The organism is Streptomyces sp. NPDC051364, assembly GCF_040682115.1.
Classification (GTDB): domain Bacteria; phylum Actinomycetota; class Actinomycetes; order Streptomycetales; family Streptomycetaceae; genus Streptomyces.
On sequence record NZ_JBFBAH010000004.1, the window covers coordinates 195,975 to 215,359 of the forward strand.

The window sequence follows — 19,385 nt, forward strand, 5'->3', positions numbered from 1 at the left end:
CTCCCGTGACGGGTGGGCCGGTCGGGACGAGTGTCCGGATCGGCTCGCTCACTGTACGAAGGCACTAGCCCGGAGGGGCGGCCTCCATTACACCGGAGTGCAACGAGGTGGACACGCAAGGTGACCACCACGCACCCGGAGGAGGCGGCCATGTCCGCACCCATGTCCGCGGACCGGTTCATCGGCGCGCTGCGGAACGAGGGTCTGACCGTCGTCGAGGTCGGCGCCTGGCGCACCCACAACCGCAACCACAAGGGCCCGTGGGGGCCGGTGAACGGAGTGATGATCCACCACACCGTCACGCACGGCACCAAGTTCACCGTCGAGCTCTGCCGTGACGGCGACGAGGACCTCCCCGGCCCGCTCTGCCACGGGGTGATCACCAAGGACGGCCGGGTCCACCTGGTCGGCTACGGCCGCGCCAACCACGCCGGGAAGGGCGACTCCGACGTCCTGGCGGCGGTGATCGCGGAGAAGCGGCTCCCGCCGGACCGCCGCGCGAACACCGACGGCAACCCGCACTTCTACGGCTTCGAGTGCGAGAACCTCGGCGACGGCGACGACCCCTGGCCGGAGGTCCAGCTCGACGCCATGGCCCGCGCGGCGGCAGCCGTCTGCCGGGTCCACGGCTGGACCGAACGCTCGGTGATCGGCCACCTCGAATGGCAGCCCGGCAAGCCCGACCCCAGGGGCTTCACGATGGATGCGTTCCGCGCCCGCGTCGGCGAACGCCTGAAATAACCGCCCCACGACCGACACCCCGTCGACCCTGCCCGCGCCGGGCGGGCAGGAGGTCGCCGATCCGGCCACGAGTCGGCGCGCGGCGGACAATGGGTGGGTGAATCGCTCCCCCGACCCCGCCGTCGTCCTGCAGCCCCGGCCGCCCTCCCCGCTGCTGGAGGTTCGTGACGAGCGGTTCGGGCAGTACGGGGTGCGGCTGCTGCTGAAGCGGGACGACCTCGTGCATCCCGAGCTGCCCGGCAACAAGTGGCGCAAACTCGCGCCGAATCTGCGGGCCGCCGTCGAGGGGGGCTTCCCCGGGGTGGCGACCTTCGGCGGGGCCTACTCGAACCACCTGCGGGCCACCGCGGCGGCCGGGCGGCTGCTCGGGATGCCGACCGTCGGGATCGTCCGCGGGGACGAGCTCGCCGGCCGGCCCCTCAACGACTCCCTGGCCCGGTGCGCGGCGGACGGGATGCGGCTGCACTTCGTCACGCGCTCGGAGTACCGCCGCAAGGCCGAGCCCGAGGTGCTGGCCCGGCTGCTGGCGGGGGCCGGCGCGGCCGGCTCGTACGTCGTCCCCGAGGGCGGCAGCAACGCCCTCGCCCTGCAGGGGTGTGCGGAGCTCGGGCGGGAGCTGCGCGGCATGTCCGACGCGGTCGCGGTGGCCTGCGGTACGGGCGGCACGCTGGCCGGGCTGGCGGCGGGGCTGGCCCCGGGCCAGCGGGCGCTGGGCGTTCCCGTCCTGGCGGGTGAGTTCCTGGGGGCGGAGATACGTTCCCTCCAGCAGGCGGCCTTCGGGGGCCCGGCAGGGCTCTGGAGCCTGGCGGAGGGCTTCCACCACGGCGGCTACGCACGCGTCCCCGCAGTACTCGACGAGTTCGCCGCCGACTTCGAGGAGCGGCACGGGTTCCCGGTGGAGCGGATCTACGTGGCCAAGCTGCTGTGGGCCCTGGCGGCCCTCACGGAGTCGGGCACCTTCCCGCCGGGGACAACCCTGACCGCCGTCGTCACCGGCCGCCCGTAGCCCGCTGCGCGGGGGATCAGGCCGCGTCCTCGCGGTAGGCCGCCGCTTCCTCCAGGTCCAGTCTGCGGAGCAGGCCCCGGAGCATCTCGTCGTCGATCCGGCGGTGGTCCCGCAGGGTCACGAACACCTCGCGCTCGGCGGCGATCATCTCCCGCGCGAGGCGCCGGTAGACGTCGTCCGCCGATTCGCCGGTGACCGGGTTGACCTCCCCCAGCCGCTCCCACACCGCGTTGCGCCGCCGTTCCATGACCGTACGGAGCCGCTCGGCCAGCGGCGGCGGCAGCGCGTTCTCCGGCTCCGCCAGCAGCTCCGCCAGCCGGTCCTCCGCCGACCGCGAGGCCTCGCTCTGGGCCTGCGCCTCCGCCAGTGTCTCCGCGTGCAGGTCACGCGGCGGCAGCCGCAGCAGCCGGATCAGCGGCGGCAGCGTCAGGCCCTGCACCACCAGCGTGCCGATCACCGTCGTGAAGGTCAGGAAGAGGATCAGGTTCCGGTGCGGCACGCTGATCGGCACCGAGAAGGCGATCGCCAGCGAGACCACCCCCCGCATTCCGGCCCAGCCCACGATCACCGGCGCCTTCCAGGTGGTGTCCGGCTCCCGGTTCCGGATCCGCTCCGACAGCCGCGGCACGAACGTCGCCGGGAAGACCCATACGAAGCGGGCCACCACCACCGCCAGGAACACCGCCAGCGCGTACCAGGCCGCGTCCCAGCCCGCGTACTCCGCGAGCCCCTTCAGGACCACCGGCAGCTGGAGGCCGATCAGCGCGAAGACCACCGACTCGAGGATGAAGGCGACCATCTTCCACACCGCCTCCTCCTGGAGCCGGGTCGCGAAGTCGACCTGCCAGTTGCGGTGCCCGAGGTACAGCGCCACCACGACCACCGCGAGCACGCCCGAGGCGTGCACCCGCTCGGCCGCCGCGTACGCCACGAACGGGATCAGGAGCGACAGCGTGTTCTGGAGCAGTGGCTCCCGCAGCCGCTTGCGCATGTGGTGGATCGGCACCATCAGCACCAGGCCCACCCCGACGCCCCCCACCGAGGCCAGCAGGAACTCCGCGATCCCGCCCGCCCAGCCGGCGCTCACCCCGACCGCCGCGGCCAGCGCCACCTTGTACGCGGTGATCGCGGTGGCGTCGTTCACCAGGGACTCGCCCTGCAGGATGGTCGTGATCCGGTTCGGCAGTCCGAGCTTGCGGGCGATCGCCGTCGCGGCCACCGCGTCGGGCGGCGCGATCACCGCGCCCAGCACCAGCGCCACCGGCAGCGACAGCCCCGGCACCACCAGGTACGCCGCGTACCCGACGGCGACCGTCGCGAAGAGCACGTACCCGACCGACAGCAGCGCCACGGGCCGCATGTTCGCGCGCAGGTCCAGATACGAGCTGTCCACGGCGGCCGTGTACAGCAGCGGTGGGAGCAGCAGCGGCAGCACGATGTGCGGGTCGAGGGCGTACGAAGGCACGCCCGGGATGTACGCGGCCATCAGCCCGGCGGCGACCAGCAGCAGGGGCGCGGGCACCCGCGTCCACCGGGCGGCCCCGGCAACGATCGCGCTGCCCGCCACCAGCGCCACCAGTGGCAATACCTCCATCGAAGATCCACCCTCGCTCGTCGTCGCTGATCGGCATGTCGTCCTGCGGCGCCCGCACGTCAGTACGCTGGTCATCATGAGCGAGTGCACCCACGTTCCCGAACTGCCGCGCCCCGAGCCTGTCCCGACTGCCCTGACCTGCCCTGAATGCCAGGTGCTCGGCAGTCATCCGGTGCAGTTGCGGATGTGCCTGGGGTGCGGGTACGTGGCGTGCTGCGACTCCTCCCCACACCGGCACGCCACGGCGCACCATCAGAGCACCGGCCATCCGGTCATGCGAAGCTTCGAGCCGGGCGAGACGTGGCGGTGGTGTTTTGTCGACGGTTCGATCGTCTGAACCGGGGTAGGTCAACCCTCCGCCGGTTCCCCTGATTTGGGCCCGCAGACCTCTAGCCACTGTGCGTACCCATGGGCTTACCATCAGTCACTGGCCGTGGGCATGGATGTCTGGAACGGGCGTCATGAGGGGTGCCGCGACACGATCGCCCGGATCGCGGTAGCGTCACCGGCGAACAGAGCTCGTACCACCTTGGAGGTGAGGGTGTCCCAGATCGCAGGCGAGCCCGGGACCCAGGACTTCGTGGAAGTCCGGCTGCCCGCTGCGGGTGCCTACCTGTCGGTGCTGCGAACGGCCACGGCCGGCCTCGCGGCACGTTTGGACTTCACCCTCGACGAGATCGAGGACCTCCGCATCGCGGTGGACGAGGCCTGCGCGATCCTGCTTCAGCAGGCCGTGCCGGGCTCCGTCCTCAGCTGCGTGTTCCGGCTGGTCGACGACTCGCTCGAGGTGACCGTCTCGGCGCCGACCACGGACGGACGTGCGCCCGAGCGCGACACGTTCGCCTGGACCGTCCTGTCGGCGCTGGCCGGCAAGGTCGAGTCCACCGTCGAGGAGGACAAGACGGTGAGCATCAGCCTCTACAAACAGCGCGGCGCGGGTCCAGGCCCGGCGTGAGCGGCGGGGAGATCCCGGTGCGGGGCGGGGATCGGCCCCGGGTACGGCACGAGGTCGACGGCGGCATCCCGGAGCAGCAGCACGCCCGGCCGCACCCGGCTGACGCGGATGCGGAAGACGGCTTTTTGGACTCGGCGGAGCGACGGGCGGGCCCTATGAGCGAGAACCAGCACGAAGAACCACAATCCTCACAGCCACCCGGGGCCGCTGCCACGGCCCCGGACACGGAACCGGAACCGGCACCGGCGCCCACACCGGTGCTGCCGGTGCCCACGGCGCTGCCCGATCCGCGCGACCGCAGCGGGGCGCGGGCCCTGTTCATCGAGCTGCGGGCGCTGCCCGACGGCTCGGTGGAGAAGGCGGAGCTGCGCAACCGGCTCGTGCGGATGCACCTGCCGCTGGTCGAGCACCTCGCCCGGCGGTTCCGCAACCGCGGTGAGCCGCTCGACGACCTGACGCAGGTCGCCACGATCGGCCTGATCAAGTCGGTGGACCGGTTCGACCCGGACCGCGGGGTCGAGTTCTCCACGTACGCGACGCCCACCGTGGTCGGCGAGATCAAGCGGCACTTCCGCGACAAGGGCTGGGCCGTGCGCGTGCCGCGGCGCCTGCAGGAGCTGCGGCTCTCGCTGACCACGGCCACGGCGGAGCTGTCCCAGCAGCACGGCCGCTCCCCCACGGTCCACGAGCTCGCCGAACGGCTCGGGATCTCCGAGGAGGAGGTGCTGGAGGGGCTGGAATCGGCCAATGCCTACAGCACGCTCTCGCTGGACGTCCCGGACACCGACGACGAATCGCCGGCCGTCGCGGACACGCTGGGCGCGGAGGACGAGGCGCTGGAGGGCGTCGAGTACCGCGAGTCGCTCAAGCCGCTGCTGGAGGGGCTGCCTCCGCGGGAGAAGCGGATCCTGCTGCTGCGGTTCTTCGGCAACATGACCCAGTCGCAGATCGCACAGGAGGTCGGCATCTCGCAGATGCACGTCTCCCGCCTGCTGGCCCGCACCCTGGCCCAGCTGCGCGAGAAGCTCCTGGTCGAGGAGTAGGAGTACGGGTACGAGCCGCAGGGCTCGTACCGACTGTCAGACCTATCGGGTCTGCTCGCCGGGCCCGATTCCCAGTGCCTCGGTCGCCGTCGGGTTCACCAGCAGGGCCACGACGGCCACCGCGGCCACGGCCAGCGCCACGGCGGCGGCGATCATCGCACCGCCCGTGGAGTACAGGGTCCACGCCACCGGCAGCGCCATCAGCTGGGTGATCAGCGCGGGCCCGCGGCTCCAGCGGCGGCCCAGGCGCAGCCCCCGGGCCGCGATCAAAGGCAGCACGGCGAGCGCGAGCAGGGTGATCCCGCCGGTCTCGGCCTGCTGTGGGGAGTCGGGGTCGCCGGCGATGCCCACGAACAGCATGTAGACGCCGAGGCCGGCCAGCGCCAGGCCCTCCAGGGCGGTCAGCGCGGCGGCGGCGGTGAGCCGTCCGGGCAGCGGGGCGGTCGGCTGGGCCGTGGCGGGGGTGGGCTTCGTACTCACCACAGCAGGGTAGCCGCGCGCCCCCGCCCCCGGAGGGGACGGGCAGTATGGGCTGCATATGAACGGGTCGGTAGGCTGGCGGTCATGCGTGCACTTCTCGTGGCCAACCCAGCAGCGACGACCACCAGTGCGCGCACGCGCGATGTCCTGACCCATGCCCTGGCCAGCGAGATGAAGCTGGAGGCGGTGACCACCGAGTACCGCGGGCACGCCCGGGACCTGGGCCGCACGGCTGCCGAGAACGGCATCGACCTCGTCGTGGCGCTCGGCGGCGACGGCACGGTCAACGAGGTGGTCAACGGGCTGCTGCACAGCGGGCCGGATCCGGAGCGGCTGCCCCGGCTGGCGGTGGTCCCCGGCGGCTCGACCAATGTGTTCGCCCGCGCGCTCGGGCTGCCCAACGACGCGGTCGAGGCGACGGGCGCCCTGCTCGACGCACTGCGGGAGCAGCGCGAGCGGACGGTGGGCCTCGGACTGGCGGCCGGCACCCCGGGAACGGAGGACGAGTCGGTTCCGGCGCGCTGGTTCACGTTCTGCGCGGGCTTCGGTTTCGACGCGGGGGTGGTGGGCCGGGTCGAGCAGCAGCGGGAGCGCGGCAAGCGTTCGACCCACGCCCTGTACGTACGACAGCTGATGCGCCAGTTCTGGGACGACCCGAACCGGCGCCACGGCACGGTGACGCTGGAGCGCCCCGGCGCGGATCCCGTCACGGGCCTGGTGCTGTCGATAATCTGCAACACCTCGCCGTGGACGTATCTGGGCAATCGCCCGCTTTACGCCTCTCCGGAGGCGTCGTTCGATACTGCGCTTGACGTATTGGCACTCAACCGTTTGTCAACTCCGGCCGTCGCCCGCTACGCCACACAGCTCCTGACCTCGACTCCTGAGCGCGGTCCGCACGGCAAGCACGCAGTGTCTCTGCACGATCTGACCGACTTCACCTTGCATTCGAAGGTTCCGCTTCCGTTCCAGATGGACGGAGACCACCTCGGCCTGCGCACCAGCGTTCGGTTCACAGGCGTACGCCGTGCACTGCGTGTGATTGTGTGAGCGGAAGGGCCCAAAGTCCTTTCACTCGAACGTTTACACGCCGGTCCACCCTCACGATGTAGGGCTGTGACCTAGTAGACACCGACGAATCAAAAAAAACTTTCCGGAAGGGGTTGTATCCCCGTCCGAGGTTTGCGAATCTCTTCATGGCGATCGGGACAGCCCGCAAAACCCGGCACCCACACAGACCGCCAGAACCCCTCCACGAGTCCCTGACTGACCTTCCAGGAAACTGGCTGGTCGCCCTTCCCTCACGGGGGGATTCGTGAAAGCGTTCACATTCACAAGCAACCTGCCCGCAATACAAGGAGATGGAGCAGCCATGGACTGGCGTCACAACGCCGTTTGCCGCGAGGAAGACCCGGAACTCTTCTTCCCCATCGGCAACACCGGTCCTGCGCTGCTGCAGATCGAGGAAGCCAAGGCCGTCTGCCGCCGCTGCCCCGTCATGGAGCAGTGCCTGCAGTGGGCGCTCGAGTCCGGTCAGGACTCCGGCGTCTGGGGCGGTCTCAGCGAGGACGAGCGCCGCGCGATGAAGCGCCGCGCCGCTCGCAATCGGGCGCGTAACGCCACCGCCTGACATCGACTTTCGAGCCTCGAGCCGCAGCGCGTAGCACCTGACAAGCGCTCAGCAACGTGCTCTTGAGCCCCGGACCGAGAACCTTCGGTCCGGGGCTCAGTGCTGTCCGGGACACCTTTCGTCACACGGCGTGACTACTTCTGCGGGCTGACCGGGACGTCGAGGACGACCTTGGTACCGCGCGGCTCGGCCCGGAGCATGTCGAACGTGCCGCCGAGCTCGCCCTCCACGAGGGTCCGTACGATCTGCAGCCCGAGGTTTCCGGCGCGCTGCGGGTCGAAGCCCTCGGGCAGACCGGAGCCGTCGTCGAGCACCGTGATCAGCAGCCGGCCGTCGGCGCGGCCGGTGCCGGTGCGGGTCGCGGACACCTCCACCCGGCCGCCCTCCCCCTGGGTGAAGGCGTGCTCCAGGGCGTTCTGGAGGATCTCGGTCAGCACCATCGACAGCGGAGTGGCGACCTCCGCGTCCAGGATCCCGAACCGGCCGGTACGCCGGCACTCCACCTTGCCCGGCGAGATCTCGGCGACCATCGCGATGACGCGGTCGGCGATCTCGTCGAACTCGACGCGCTCGTCCAGGTTCTGAGAGAGCGTCTCGTGCACGATCGCGATCGAACCGACACGGCGCACGGCTTCGTTGAGCGCCTCGCGGCCGCCCTCGGAATCCATCCGGCGGGCCTGCAACCGCAGCAGTGCTGCCACGGTCTGCAGGTTGTTCTTCACCCGGTGGTGGATCTCCCGGATGGTCGCATCCTTGGTGATCAATTCGCGTTCGCGACGGCGCAGTTCCGTGACGTCCCGGCACAGGACGAGGGAGCCGATCCGGATGCCCTTCGGCTTGAGCGGGATGGCGCGCAGCTGGATGACCCCGCTGTTGCCCTCGATCTCGGTCTCGCGCGGGGCCCAGCCGCTGGCGAGCTTGACGATCGCCTCGTCCACCGGGCCGCGGGAGGGGGCGAGTTCGGCGGTGGTGGTGCCCAGGTGCTGGCCGACGAGGTCGGCGGCCAGGCCGAGCCGGTGGTATGCGGAGAGCGCGTTCGGGGACGCGTACGTGACCACCCCGTCGGCGTCGAGCCGGATCAGGCCGTCGCCCGCCCGCGGGGAGGCGTCCATGTCCACCTGCTGGCCGGGATACGGGAAGGTTCCGGCGGCGATCATCTGGGCCAGGTCGGAGGCGGACTGGAGGTAGGTGAGCTCCAGCCGGCTGGGTGTACGCACAGTGAGCAGGTTGGTGTTCCGGGCGATCACTCCGAGTACCCGGCCCTCGCGGCGCACCGGGATGGACTCGACGCGGACGGGCACCTCCTCGCGCCACTCCGGGTCGCCCTCGCGCACGATCCGGCCCTCGTCGAGCGCGGCGTCCAGCAGCGGGCGCCGGCCGCGCGGTACCAGGTGGCCGACCATGTCGTCCTGGTAGGAGGTGGGGCCCGTGTTGGGGCGCATCTGTGCGACCGAGACGTACCGGGTGCCGTCGAGGGTCGGAACCCACAGCACGAGGTCGGCGAAGGAGAGATCGGAGAGCAACTGCCACTCCGAGACCAGCAGGTGGAGCCACTCCAGGTCGGTTTCACTGAGAGCGGTGTGCTGGCGTACGAGGTCGTTCATGGAGGGCACGTGGCGAGCGTACCCCGGGTAGAGGCCATGACTTTCCCCACGGCGACTACTCAGGAGTATCCAGGAGGGGCTCCGTCCGCGTACTGTTGGAGGAAGTGACGGGATGGCAGAGCCCGTCATTGGATGGACAGAACAGAATGGTCTAGTCCACAATTGGCGTAAGCTTCCGCCCTCCCCGCACAGGAGGACGGATCGAGGTAAGCCGCGCGCTCTGCCCTGACTGCGCAGGCACCTCCCACCGGCCGGAGGGAACCGCACACCCGCCGGCCGTAAGTACTCCGGGCTACGGTGCCGGACGGGCTGAGGGTCCCGTCCCGGCACCGTGGCCCAGAGGAATTTCCGGGCGGAATTCTTTCGGGGCGGAACCGCGGGGCGTGTTCGCCCGCTTACGCGGCCGCTTACTGCGGCCAGGCCCCCATCGCCAGTTCCGCCACCGCTTCCAGTTCTTCCCGGCTCGCCCCGTCGCGCGACTGCTGGGACATCCCCACGAGCACCGCCAGCGCGTAGCGGGCCAGCGCCTGCGTGTCCGTGCCGGCAGACAGCGCGCCGGAGGCGACGTCCGCCCGGATCCTTCGCTCGAACATCTCCAGGTTGGCGTTGCGGCGCTCACACAGGGCCTGGGCCACCTCCTGCGAGGTGGTGTTGACGGCCGCGCTGATCACCAGGCATCCCGGCGGGTGGGCCGGATCGGTGTAGATCTCGGCCGCCTCGCGCAGAACGCGCCGCAGGCCGGCCCGGGCGGTGGGCTCCTCGGCCAGGGCCGCGCCCGCGAAGTCGGCGTAGCGGCCGCCGTAGACCACCACGACCTCGTCGAACAGCTTGCGCTTGTCGCCGAAGGCGGCGTACAGGCTGGGCGCGCTGATGCCGAGCGAGGCGGTCAGGTCGGAGATCGAGGTCGCCTCGTAGCCGCGCTCCCAGAAAGCGAGCATCGCCTTGTCGAGGGCTGCGCCGCGATCGAAGGAGCGGGGCCTGCCGCGCTGTCCGGTCACCATGGGCTCATTCTATAGCGGGCGTTACGAAATCTGGTACGGTCCCTTTCTGTAGCGACCACTATCAAATTCTGAAGGGAGGCGCGTCATGGGCGTGCTCAAGGGGAAGACGGCACTGGTCACGGGCGGCAGCCGGGGTATCGGGCGGGCGGTGGCGGAGCGGCTGGCCCGGGACGGGGCGCTGGTCGCCGTGCACTACGGGCGGAACGAGGAAGCGGCGAAGGAAACGGTCGCGGCCATCGGGGCGGCCGGCGGACGGGCGTTCGCGATCGGGGCCGAGCTCGGGGTTCCGGGTGACGCGCAGGCCCTGTGGGCGGCGTACGAGGCGCACCCGCTGCACACCGACGCGGTCGACATCCTGGTGAACAACGCGGGCGCCGCCACGTTCGCCGGCATCGCGGACACCGACGAGGAGACGTACGACCGGGTGCACGCGCTCAACGCGAAGGCGCCGTTCTTCGTGATCAGACACGGGCTGGCGCGGCTGCGGGACGGGGGCCGGATCGTCAATGTGACCGGCACCCCGGAGATCGCCCTGCCCGCGATCCTGGCCACGATCGCGGCCAAGGGCGCGGTGAACGCGCTGACCCGGTCCCTGGCGGCCGAGCTGGCCCCGCGCGGGATCACCGTGAACTCGGTGGGTCCCGGCATCACGGACACCGACCTCAACGCGGCCTGGCTGGCGGACCCCGCGGCGCGGGCGCACGCGTCCTCCCGCTCCGTCTTCGGGCGGGTGGGCACGGTCGACGAAGTCGCCGACGTGGTGGCGTTCCTGGCCTCGGCGGACTCCCGCTGGGTGACGGGCCAGCACCTGGACGCGACGGGCGGCCTCCAGCTGTCACTGCTCTGAGCGGCGCGGGGGCGTGCCCCACTTCCCCGAGGCCGCTCAGTGCGTCTCCGTGACCCTTGGCCAGTGCTCTCGGGGCGTCCGGGTCCTGGCCGCGGGCGACGGTCACCTCGTACGCGAGGAGCTGGAGCGGGAGGATCTCCAGCAGGGGCTGCAGCTCCTCGGGTACGCCCTCGACGGGCAGCGCGAACCCGGTGGTCGCCTGCTCGACCTGCTCCTAGCCGAGCCCTCAGGGCAGTCCGTGCCCGACCTCGAGCAGGTACTTCCCGTAGAGCGCTGCGTGATCGGAACTCCCCCGGGCGGCGAGCAGGACGAACCGCGGCTGCCGCTCGGCGATCGCCCGGGCCGTCCGCGCGACGGGCCCGGCCTCGTCGGCGAGGATCCGCCGCCACACTTCGGGCTGCTGCGCGATCTCGGCGGCCATGATGCTCCCGTGCCGCTCCACAGCGGGCATGCGCCCCACCTCCGCGTTCCAGAATCCCGCGAGCGGGGCTGCGCTGCACGTCCTGGCGCCGGGAGGCCGAGGGCCGGGAACCGGATCACCATGAGAGGGAGGGGAGTGGGCGGAGACCGGCCTGGGGCGGCCCCGCCTCTGCTAGATTGGTCTATACCACACTGTCCCACTCCAGATCGGCAGGCCCCGCGTGGAAGTTGTCATCGTCCCGGACGCCCAGGCAGGCGGCGAGCTCATCGCGGAGGCCATGGCCGCCCTGGTCCGCCGCAGGCCCGACGCCCTGCTCGGCGTGGCGACCGGGTCTACCCCGCTGCCCATCTACGAAGCCCTGGCCGCCAAGGTGAAGGCCGGCGAGGTCGACGCCTCCCAGGCCCGCATCTGCCAGCTCGACGAGTACGTCGGCCTGCCGGCCGGGCACCCGGAGTCGTACCGCGCCGTCGTGCTCCGCGAGGTCGTCGAGCCGCTCGGCCTGTCCGAGGCCGCCTTCATGGGCCCCGACGGCTCCGCCGCGGACGTCGTCGCGGCGTGCGAGGCGTACGACCGCGCGCTGGCGGAGGCCGGCGGCGTGGACCTCCAGCTGCTCGGCATCGGCACCGACGGGCACATCGGCTTCAACGAGCCCTGCTCCTCACTCGCCTCCCGCACCCGCATCAAGACGCTGACCGGGCAGACGCGCGTCGACAACGCGCGCTTCTTCGACAACGACATAGCCCAGGTCCCGCACCACGTCATCACCCAGGGCATCGGCACCATCCTCGACGCCCGCCACCTGATCCTGCTCGCCACCGGCGAGGGCAAGGCGGAGGCCGTCGCGCAGACCGTCGAGGGGCCGTTGTCGGCGCTGGTCCCGGCGTCGGCGCTGCAGCTGCACCGGCATGCGACGGTGGTCGTGGACGAGGCCGCCGCGTCCAAGCTGAAGCTGGCGGACTACTTCCGGCACGCGTACGCCAACAAGCCCGCGTGGCAGGGGCTTTAGGCGGCGCCGCGCCACGCGTGAGAAGGCCGGGCCCTGACAGCCGGCCACGTGCTGCAACGACCCCTGGAAGCCGCCCCTGCAGCGGGCAAACCGGCCCTTCGCCGCGCCCCGGGCCGGGCCCCGTGCTCGTGAACGACCGCTTCAGTTCGGGAAGTTCACATAAACCGTGACATGGATCACTAGACTCGAAAGCGGGGGTGGGCGCCGGCGGCGCCGGCTTCCGCACGCAGAAATGCAGCTCGCGTACGCGGCACGAGCACGGCGATCCAGGGGGTACCCGTTGGCGATTGACCATTTCACTCTCTTCCAGGAAGCACTGCGGAATCCCGACCGGCCCTACCGGGTCATCCTCTTCGCAGACCTCTCCGGATCCACCGAGATGAAGGGCAAGTCGGGGGAGGTCGGCTGGCTCCCGACCATCGGCAAGTTCCTCGACATCACCACCGAGGCCGTCCGGGCACACGGCGGCACGGTGGTGAAGTACCTCGGCGACGGCACGCTCGCGGCCTTCGACGGGGAACGCGCAGCCGAGGCGATCCGGGCCGCCATCCGGATCCAGGAGATGCTGCGCTCGGAGAACAGCGCGGGCGTCCTCAACGAGTGCCTGGCCACCATCGGCATCGCGACCGGCCGGGTCGTCGAGTACGAGGCGCCCGGCGGCGGCCTCGACTACAGCGGCTCCGTGGTCGACCTCGCCGCACGCCTGTGCAGCGCCGGCGCCCCGCAGGCCATCTGGGTGGACAGCGCGACGGTCGCCTCGGCGAACATGAGCCGCGTCGAGTCCCAGATGGGACTGGTTCTCGAGTACTCGCCCGACGACTACCTCTCCGACGAGGAGAAGGTCGACCTCAAGGGCTTCGCCAAGCCGATCAAGTACCGCGAGGTCATCTGGCACCGCAAGGCCTTCGGGGTGAAGAACACGGTGCTCACCGAGGCCATCAACCGGGCCCAGACGCACGCCATGGTGCCCCCGCAGCCCGGCCCCGGGGCCCTGCCGCACCCCCCGGAGGAGACGCTCGACGGCGTGGTCGTGCGCTGGGACTCCGAGCAGGGGCGCGGCTTCATCGGGACGACCGAACACGGCGACCACTACGTGGACCGCCGCTTCATCGTGAGCGAAGAGGACCTCGCGGAAGGACAGAACGTCCGCTTCGTTCCGCTGCCGCCCCTCAAGCCGGGCCAGCGGCCGGTCGCCGGGGCCTGCGTCCAGGAGGGCCAGCGGATCGAGGGAACCTTCCAGCGCGTCCTCGCCCACAAGGGGTTCGCCTTCGTCGACGCCACCGACACCCGCGGCACCCGGCAGAGCCTGTTCGTCTTCCTCGGCGACGGTGCCGCCGGGCACCAGACGGGCGAGCCCGCGACCCTGCTGGTGAGCCGCAACGCCAAGGGCATCGCCGGTCAGCTGGTGGTGAGGAGCGCCGCCGATGACAGCCCCGTCTAGCCTCCAGGACGTCCAGGCGGCCCTCCTGGAGGTCCGTACGGAACTGGCCAGGGCGGACCAGAAGGCGGCGACGCTCCTCGCCCTGTTCTCGGCGATCGCGGCGGGCATCGTGGCCACCTTCGTCGTCCGCAGGGAGGGCATCTTCACGCTCTGGAACGGCGTGGAATGGGCCGCCTGGGCGGGGATCCTCTGCCTGGCGGGCAGCTTCGCCCAGCTGCTGTACTGCGTACGCCCGGTCGGCGTCGCCCGCCTCCAGGGCAACGGGTACTTCGCGCACTACGCCCAGTACGCCGGCCGCCCCGCCGACCTGGCCGCCCTGCTGGCCGCCGTACCCCACCCGGAGGTCGAGCGGTGCGCCCAGCTCGCCGACCTCTCGGTGCTGGCCACGCGGAAGTACCGGCTGATCGCCCGGGCGGTCGACCTCCTCGGCTGCTCGCTCGTCCTGATCGCGGGGGCCACCCTCCTCGACGCCCTGCACTGAGCGGGCGGGCGGCGCGCACGCCGACGGGTCCGGCCCGGGGCTCACGGGGAGTTCCCGGCCGGACCCGTCGCAGCCGCGCGCCAGGGGTGGTCAGACCCCGACGATCACCTCGGCGGCTGCGCGGCCACAGACGCGCGAGGCTCCGTGCGTCGCGATGTGCAACGCGCCGCGGGGCTCGGCCCGGGGGACGCCCATCTCGACCACCACCGTGTCCGGCCGCGCAGCGACCAGCGCGTCCAGGGCCTGCGCCATCCACGGGTGGCGGTGCGCGTCGCGGACCACCGCGACCACCGTGCGGCTGCCCGCCGCCGCCAGGATGTCCGTGGCCGTGGCGCCCTCCGGGAACACCCCGGACCCCGTTCCCGGTACCAGCGCGGCCAGTTCGGCCGCCACGCCCCACGGGGTCTCGTCACCCACCGCGATGTTCGCGACGGGCGCGAGCGTGGCGACGTACGGGGCGGACACGGGCGCGGCGGTGCCGGAGACGGCCACCGCGCGGCGGGCCGCCGCCAGGCCGATGCCGGGCGCGCTCCCCTCCAGCGGCGCGCCCGGCGCGGCGGCGGCCCGGGCCTGCCGGGTCCATGCGGCCAGCGCCCGTACCCGGGCGGCGGCGTCGGCGAGCCGCTCCGCCGGGAGCGCACCCTCCCGTACGGCCGCGACCAGGGCGTCGCGCAGCCGCAGCACGGTGGCCTCGTCGGCGAGCCCGCCGCCTACGCAGATCGCGTCGGCGCCGGCCGCGATGGCGAGGACGGAGCCGCGCTCGATGCCGTACGTCCCGGCGATGGCGTTCATCTCCATGCCGTCGGTGACGATCAGGCCCTCGTAGCCGAGCTCCTTGCGCAGCAGGCCGGTCAGGATCTGCGGGCTGAGCGTGGCCGGGCGGGTCGGGTCGAGGGCGGGCACCAGGATGTGCGCGCTCATCACGGCCTTGGTGCCGGCCTCGATGGCCGCCCGGAAGGGCACCAGTTCGCGCGCCACCAGCGTGTCCAGGTCCACGTCGATGCGCGGCAGGGCGTGGTGCGAGTCGACGTTGGTGTCGCCGTGGCCCGGGAAGTGCTTGGTGCACGCGGCGACGCCGGCGGCCTGGAGGCCCTCGACGTAGGCGGCGGTGTGCCGGGCGGCGAGGTGGGTGTCGGCGCCGAAGGACCGTACGCCGATCACCGGGTTGTCCGGGTTGGAGTTGACGTCGGCGGACGGGGCCCAGTTGAGGTTGACCCCGCACTCGGCGAGGCGGCGGCCGAGCTCGCGGGCGACGTCCCGGGTCAGCGCGGTGTCGTCGACGGCGCCGAGGGCCAGGTTGCCGGGGAAGGACGAGCCGCCGCGGACCTCGAGGCGGGTGACGTCGCCGCCCTCCTCGTCGATGGCGACGAGGACGTCGTCGCGTTCGGCGCGCAGCTGCGCGGTGAGCGCGGCGAGCTGCTCGGGCGAGGTGATGTTGCGGCCGAACAGGCCGACGGCGGTGAGCCCTTCGCCGACCTGGCGGAGCAGCCACGCGGGGGCGGTGGTGCCCTCGAAGCCGGGCTGGAGGACCGCGAGGGCGTCGCGGGTCAAGTCATCGTTCGCATCAGATGCAGTGACGCCGTGCGCAAGGACGGTCATGTGGCGTTATCCCTTCACGGCGCCGGCGGTCATGCCGCCGACGGCCTTGCGCTGCAGGAAGACGAAGATCACCAGGACCGGGACCGCGAACAGCGAGGACGCGGCCATGGTGGCGCCCCAGTCGTTGCCGAAGGCGGTCTGGAACTGGGTCAGCCACAGGGGCAGGGTCTGGGCGGTCTTGTCCTTGTTGAGGATCAGGACCATCGCGAACTCGTTCCAGGCGGTGATGAAGCCGAAGAGCGAGGTGGACATCAGGCCGGGGGCCAGCAGCGGCAGGATCACCTTGCGGAAAGCCTGGCCGCGGGTGCAGCCGTCGATCTGGGCGGCCTCCTCCAGCGTCACCGGGACGGCGGCGATGAAGCCGCGCAGGGTCCAGATGGTGAAGGGCAGGACCATCACGAAGTAGATCGCGGTCAGCAGCGGGAGGCTGTTCAGCATCTCGGCGTCACGGGCGATCATGTACATCGCGATGACCATGACCTCCCAGGGGGCCATCTGCGCCATCATGACGCCGAGCACGAGGCCCTTGCGGCCCTTGAACTTCATGCGGGCGATGGCGAAGCTCGCGGCGAGGGCGACGACCAGGGCGAGGACGACGGCGCCGACGGTCACGAGCAGGCTGTTCTGCACGTACGTCCAGAACAAGTCGACGCCGGTGGCCTTGGTGAAGTTGTCCAGCGTCGGGGTGAAGACGAAGACGGGGTCCTTGGAGAGGATCTCCCCGGACGGCTTGAGGGCCGAGGAGAACATCCAGTAGACCGGGAAGACGAAGACGCCGGCCAGGACGAGGGCGCCCAGATTCTTCGCCACGGTGCCCGGGCGGAGCGGGCGGCGCGTGCGCAGCCGCTGTGCGGGCTTCGCGTTCTTCGGCGCGGCGGGTGCGGGCTTCGGCGCGGTGGTGGTGCTCACTGCTCCTCCTCCTGCTTCAGGATCAGGCGGAAGTAGAAGGACATGACGATCACGAGCATCACGATCGTCAGGACGGAGATCGCAGCCGCGAGCGCGTAGTGGCCCTGGCTCTGGCCCTCGACGAAGGCGAAGACGGGCAGGGTCTCGGAGGCGCGGTCGGGGCCGCCGCGGTTCATCGCGTAGACCTGGGTGAAGGCCTTGAAGACCCAGATCACCTCGAGGAACGTGGTGACGAGGAAGAACGGCTTGAGGTTCGGGAAGACGACCTGCCAGAACGTCTGCCAGCCGTTCGCGCCGTCCATCCGCGCGGCCTCGTACAGCTCGCCGCTGACGGTGGTCAGGCCGGCGTACATGTTGAGGGCGACGAAGGGGACGGAGCCCCAGACCACCAGGACGGTGACGATCACCAGGGTGGAGAAGCCGGACTCGAACCAGTTGTGCTGCTCGTAGCCGGAGAAGCCGAGGGTGCGCATGACCCAGTTCATGACGCCGAACTGCTCGTCGAACAGCCACTGGAAGACGGTGACGGACGCGACGATCGGCATGGCCCAGGCCATCACCAGGGCCATCGACAGGACCAGGCGCATCCACGTGCCGAGCCGGTTCAGCAGGATGCCGAGGAGGCTGCCGATCACCATGATCAGCGCGACGTTGGCCGCGGTGAAGGCGAAGGTGCGCACGACGACGGTCCAGAAGTGCGCGTCGCCCAGCAGCTGGGTGTAGTTCTCGACCCCGTTGAAGGGCGCTTTGCGCTGGATGAACTCGATCTTGTCGACCTTCTGGAACGACAGGATCACGTTCTTGACCAGCGGGTACAGCAGCAGCGTGGCCAGGCTGAGGACCGCGGGCCCGATCAGGAGGTACGGCAGCCAGCCCGAGGGGAGCGACGTTCTGCCCCGGCGAGGAGACGAGGGAGCGGTCCCGGTGGTGGTGGGCGGCGTCTGCTGCCGTCCGGCGGACTTCGGTGGTGCGTCCTGTGGAGCGGTCGCCGCTCCCTGGGATTGCACGGTCATGTCTTGGTTACCTCGGCTGCGGTCGGGCGTCGCACAGGTCTGTCGATGCGCGACCGGGGGTGCGGCGGGCGCGTGGGCGCCGCCGCACCCCCGGTGCTACGTGCTACTTGTTGATGCGGTTCGCGATTTCCTTGTCCGCGTCCGCGCCCGCCTTGGCGGCGTCCTCACCCTTCAGGACCTTGGTCATGAACTCCTTGAGCGGGTTGGGCTCGGTCTCGACGTTCGCCCAGCCCGGGGTGACCGGGGTGATGCGGCCGTTGACGCCGCCCTTGCCCATGGCCTCGGCGAAGGAGCCCGCGGCGGGGGTGAAGTTCGCGGCGGCCTGGTTCGGGAGCAGCGCGCCCTTGGTCTCGGCGGCGTACTTCGTCATCTGGTCCTTGCCGGCGGCGAGGGCCAGCCACTCCTTGGCGAGCTCCTTGTTCTTGGAGCGCTCGGCCACGGCGAGGTTCGAGCCGCCGAGGAAGACGGTGCCCGGCTTGTCGGCGGTCTTGCCCGGGATCGGGAAGTAGCCGAAGTCGGCCTCCTTGCCCGCCTCCTTCAGGGCCTTCTCCGCGCCGCCGGCCTCCCAGCCGAGACCGATCCAGGAGGCGACGCCGCCCTTGGGAACGACGTCGGTGGACTGCTGCGGGGTGGCCTCGTCCTTGTCCTTCGGGGCGGTGGAGTAGGACTGGAGCTTCTTGTAGAACTCCATCGCGGAGGCGGCCTGGGGGGTGCCGAGGCCGCCCTTCCACTTGCCGCCGTCCTTGACGGCGAGGTCGCCGCCCTCGTCCCAGAGGAAGCCGGCGAGGACGTACCAGCTCTGGCCGGGGAGGTAGATCGGCTGCGAGGCGGGGTCCGCGGCCTTCAGCTTCTCGAGGCCGGCGATCCACTCGTCGCGGGTGGTCGGCGGGGTGACGCCGGCCTTCGCGAAGGCCTTCTTGTCGTACACGACGACGCGGTTGGCCGCATACCAGGGAGCGGAGTAGAGCTTGCCCTCGTACTCGGCCGAGGCGAGCATGCTCTTCTGCCAGGCGTCCGCGCCGAGCTTGGACTTGTCCTTGGTCAGGTCGGCGAGGCCGCCGGTGACCGCGTAGCCGGCGCTCTGGGTGTTGCCGAGCTCGAGGACGTCCGGCGGGGTGTTCTCGGAGAGGGCCGTGGTGACCTTCTCCTGGATGCCCTTCCACTGCTGCTCTTCGACCTTGACGGTGACACCGGGGTGCTTGGCCGAGAACTCCGCGTTGACCGCGTCGATCCAGGCCTTGGGCGCGGAACCGTCCATCACCCAGACGGTGATCTCCTTGGCGCCGCCCGCGTCGGTCTTCCCCTTGTCGTCGCCGCCGTTGCCGCACGCCGCGACTCCGACCATCATGCCCGCGACACTGACCGCCGCGATGAGCTTGCGCTTCACGCCACCCTCCTCAGGGATGCTGCCTGCAACTTCCCTCGCCCGCCGCGGTGACATGCACCAAGTACTGCCCTGGGGCCGGGATCTGATCCATATTGGTTTAGACCAGTAACCGGAGCTTGGCCTAGACCTTTAGGGGTGTCAAGGGTCTAATGAGCGGGTGATCGGTCCGTTACCGGACCGACACCTGGGGGAGGGAGGAGGCCTGCCCTCCCACCCGTGTCACGATG

20 protein-coding genes and 1 pseudogene are annotated in these 19,385 nt (G+C 71.0%); 11 read left to right on the forward strand and 10 right to left on the reverse strand.

Annotation, left to right across the window (positions count from 1 at the left end; translation table 11 throughout):
• Window positions 1-150: 150 nt before the first annotated feature.
• Window positions 151-741, forward strand: coding sequence for an N-acetylmuramoyl-L-alanine amidase (locus AB0M76_RS10545; RefSeq protein ID WP_365952756.1), 591 nt, complete (start codon window positions 151-153; stop codon window positions 739-741).
• Window positions 742-838: 97 nt separating this feature from the next.
• Window positions 839-1,747 carry a pyridoxal-phosphate dependent enzyme gene (locus tag AB0M76_RS10550; protein ID WP_365952502.1) on the forward strand — a complete coding sequence of 303 codons (909 nt, stop codon included), beginning with the start codon at window positions 839-841 and terminating at the stop codon, window positions 1,745-1,747.
• 16 nt (window positions 1,748-1,763) lie between these two features.
• On the opposite strand, the gene AB0M76_RS10555 is transcribed toward AB0M76_RS10550, so the two are convergent.
• On the reverse strand, window positions 1,764-3,341 hold the full coding sequence (locus tag AB0M76_RS10555) for a Na+/H+ antiporter (RefSeq protein WP_365952503.1): 1,578 nt from the start codon (window positions 3,339-3,341) through the stop codon (window positions 1,764-1,766).
• A 76-nt stretch (window positions 3,342-3,417) separates the two neighbouring features.
• On the opposite strand from AB0M76_RS10555, the gene AB0M76_RS10560 reads away from it, so the two are divergent.
• From AB0M76_RS10560 to AB0M76_RS10570, 3 genes are all read left to right on the forward strand, one after another.
• Window positions 3,418-3,678 (forward strand): UBP-type zinc finger domain-containing protein, encoded by a 261-nt coding sequence (locus tag AB0M76_RS10560; protein WP_365952504.1) that lies wholly within the window; start codon window positions 3,418-3,420, stop codon window positions 3,676-3,678.
• 204 nt (window positions 3,679-3,882) lie between these two features.
• On the forward strand, window positions 3,883-4,296 hold the full coding sequence (locus tag AB0M76_RS10565) for an anti-sigma regulatory factor (protein ID WP_030291315.1): 414 nt from the start codon (window positions 3,883-3,885) through the stop codon (window positions 4,294-4,296).
• The gene (locus tag AB0M76_RS10570; protein ID WP_365952505.1) at window positions 4,293-5,339 is read left to right on the forward strand and encodes an RNA polymerase sigma factor SigF; all 1,047 of its coding nucleotides are present in this window, start codon (window positions 4,293-4,295) and stop codon (window positions 5,337-5,339) included. Before AB0M76_RS10565 ends, AB0M76_RS10570 begins: the two co-directional genes overlap by 4 nt.
• A 42-nt stretch (window positions 5,340-5,381) precedes the next feature.
• On the opposite strand, the gene AB0M76_RS10575 is transcribed toward AB0M76_RS10570, so the two are convergent.
• Window positions 5,382-5,819, reverse strand: a complete 438-nt coding sequence (locus AB0M76_RS10575; protein WP_365952506.1) for a hypothetical protein — start codon at window positions 5,817-5,819, stop codon at window positions 5,382-5,384.
• Window positions 5,820-5,903: 84 nt separating this feature from the next.
• On the opposite strand from AB0M76_RS10575, the gene AB0M76_RS10580 reads away from it, so the two are divergent.
• A complete protein-coding gene (locus tag AB0M76_RS10580) occupies window positions 5,904-6,869 on the forward strand; it encodes a diacylglycerol kinase family protein (RefSeq protein WP_365952507.1) in 966 nt (321 codons plus the stop codon).
• Between the two features lie 322 nt (window positions 6,870-7,191).
• Window positions 7,192-7,449, forward strand: coding sequence for a WhiB family transcriptional regulator (locus tag AB0M76_RS10585; RefSeq protein WP_004937597.1), 258 nt, complete (start codon window positions 7,192-7,194; stop codon window positions 7,447-7,449).
• 134 nt (window positions 7,450-7,583) lie between these two features.
• Here the strand turns inward: AB0M76_RS10585 and AB0M76_RS10590 are convergent, their stop codons facing one another.
• Window positions 7,584-9,053 (reverse strand): PAS domain-containing sensor histidine kinase, encoded by a 1,470-nt coding sequence (locus AB0M76_RS10590; RefSeq protein WP_365952757.1) that lies wholly within the window; start codon window positions 9,051-9,053, stop codon window positions 7,584-7,586.
• A 407-nt stretch (window positions 9,054-9,460) separates the two neighbouring features.
• On the reverse strand, window positions 9,461-10,054 hold the full coding sequence (locus AB0M76_RS10595) for a TetR/AcrR family transcriptional regulator (protein WP_365952508.1): 594 nt from the start codon (window positions 10,052-10,054) through the stop codon (window positions 9,461-9,463).
• Between the two features lie 85 nt (window positions 10,055-10,139).
• Here AB0M76_RS10595 and AB0M76_RS10600 point away from each other — a divergent pair, with 85 nt between their 5' ends.
• The gene (locus tag AB0M76_RS10600) at window positions 10,140-10,901 is read left to right on the forward strand and encodes an SDR family oxidoreductase (RefSeq protein WP_365952510.1); all 762 of its coding nucleotides are present in this window, start codon (window positions 10,140-10,142) and stop codon (window positions 10,899-10,901) included.
• A 36-nt stretch (window positions 10,902-10,937) separates the two neighbouring features.
• Here the strand turns inward: AB0M76_RS10600 and AB0M76_RS10605 are convergent.
• Both AB0M76_RS10605 and AB0M76_RS10610 read right to left on the reverse strand, forming a co-directional pair.
• Window positions 10,938-11,112: pseudogene (locus AB0M76_RS10605) on the reverse strand (glucosamine-6-phosphate deaminase); the annotation flags it as partial.
• Between the two features lie 15 nt (window positions 11,113-11,127).
• The gene (locus AB0M76_RS10610) at window positions 11,128-11,352 is read right to left on the reverse strand and encodes a hypothetical protein (protein WP_365952511.1); all 225 of its coding nucleotides are present in this window, start codon (window positions 11,350-11,352) and stop codon (window positions 11,128-11,130) included.
• Window positions 11,353-11,542: 190 nt separating this feature from the next.
• Between AB0M76_RS10610 and nagB the strand changes: the two genes are divergently transcribed.
• The 3 genes from nagB to AB0M76_RS10625 all read left to right on the forward strand — a co-directional run bounded on the left by nagB (window position 11,543) and on the right by AB0M76_RS10625 (window position 14,250).
• Window positions 11,543-12,328 (forward strand): glucosamine-6-phosphate deaminase, encoded by a 786-nt coding sequence (gene nagB / locus AB0M76_RS10615; protein WP_365952512.1) that lies wholly within the window; start codon window positions 11,543-11,545, stop codon window positions 12,326-12,328.
• Window positions 12,329-12,608: 280 nt separating this feature from the next.
• Window positions 12,609-13,769, forward strand: coding sequence for an adenylate/guanylate cyclase domain-containing protein (locus AB0M76_RS10620; RefSeq protein ID WP_365952513.1), 1,161 nt, complete (start codon window positions 12,609-12,611; stop codon window positions 13,767-13,769).
• The gene (locus AB0M76_RS10625) at window positions 13,753-14,250 is read left to right on the forward strand and encodes a Pycsar system effector family protein (protein WP_266663914.1); all 498 of its coding nucleotides are present in this window, start codon (window positions 13,753-13,755) and stop codon (window positions 14,248-14,250) included. Before AB0M76_RS10620 ends, AB0M76_RS10625 begins: the two co-directional genes overlap by 17 nt.
• 90 nt (window positions 14,251-14,340) lie before the next feature.
• On the opposite strand, the gene AB0M76_RS10630 is transcribed toward AB0M76_RS10625, so the two are convergent.
• The 4 genes from AB0M76_RS10630 to AB0M76_RS10645 form a co-directional block, all read right to left on the reverse strand.
• The gene (locus AB0M76_RS10630; protein WP_365952514.1) at window positions 14,341-15,849 is read right to left on the reverse strand and encodes a glycoside hydrolase family 3 protein; all 1,509 of its coding nucleotides are present in this window, start codon (window positions 15,847-15,849) and stop codon (window positions 14,341-14,343) included.
• Between the two features lie 6 nt (window positions 15,850-15,855).
• The gene (locus AB0M76_RS10635; protein WP_365952758.1) at window positions 15,856-16,692 is read right to left on the reverse strand and encodes a carbohydrate ABC transporter permease; all 837 of its coding nucleotides are present in this window, start codon (window positions 16,690-16,692) and stop codon (window positions 15,856-15,858) included.
• 62 nt (window positions 16,693-16,754) lie between these two features.
• On the reverse strand, window positions 16,755-17,771 hold the full coding sequence (locus AB0M76_RS10640) for a sugar ABC transporter permease (protein WP_365952515.1): 1,017 nt from the start codon (window positions 17,769-17,771) through the stop codon (window positions 16,755-16,757).
• A gap of 103 nt (window positions 17,772-17,874) precedes the next feature.
• Window positions 17,875-19,158 (reverse strand): extracellular solute-binding protein, encoded by a 1,284-nt coding sequence (locus AB0M76_RS10645; protein WP_266663920.1) that lies wholly within the window; start codon window positions 19,156-19,158, stop codon window positions 17,875-17,877.
• Window positions 19,159-19,385 lie beyond the last annotated feature (227 nt).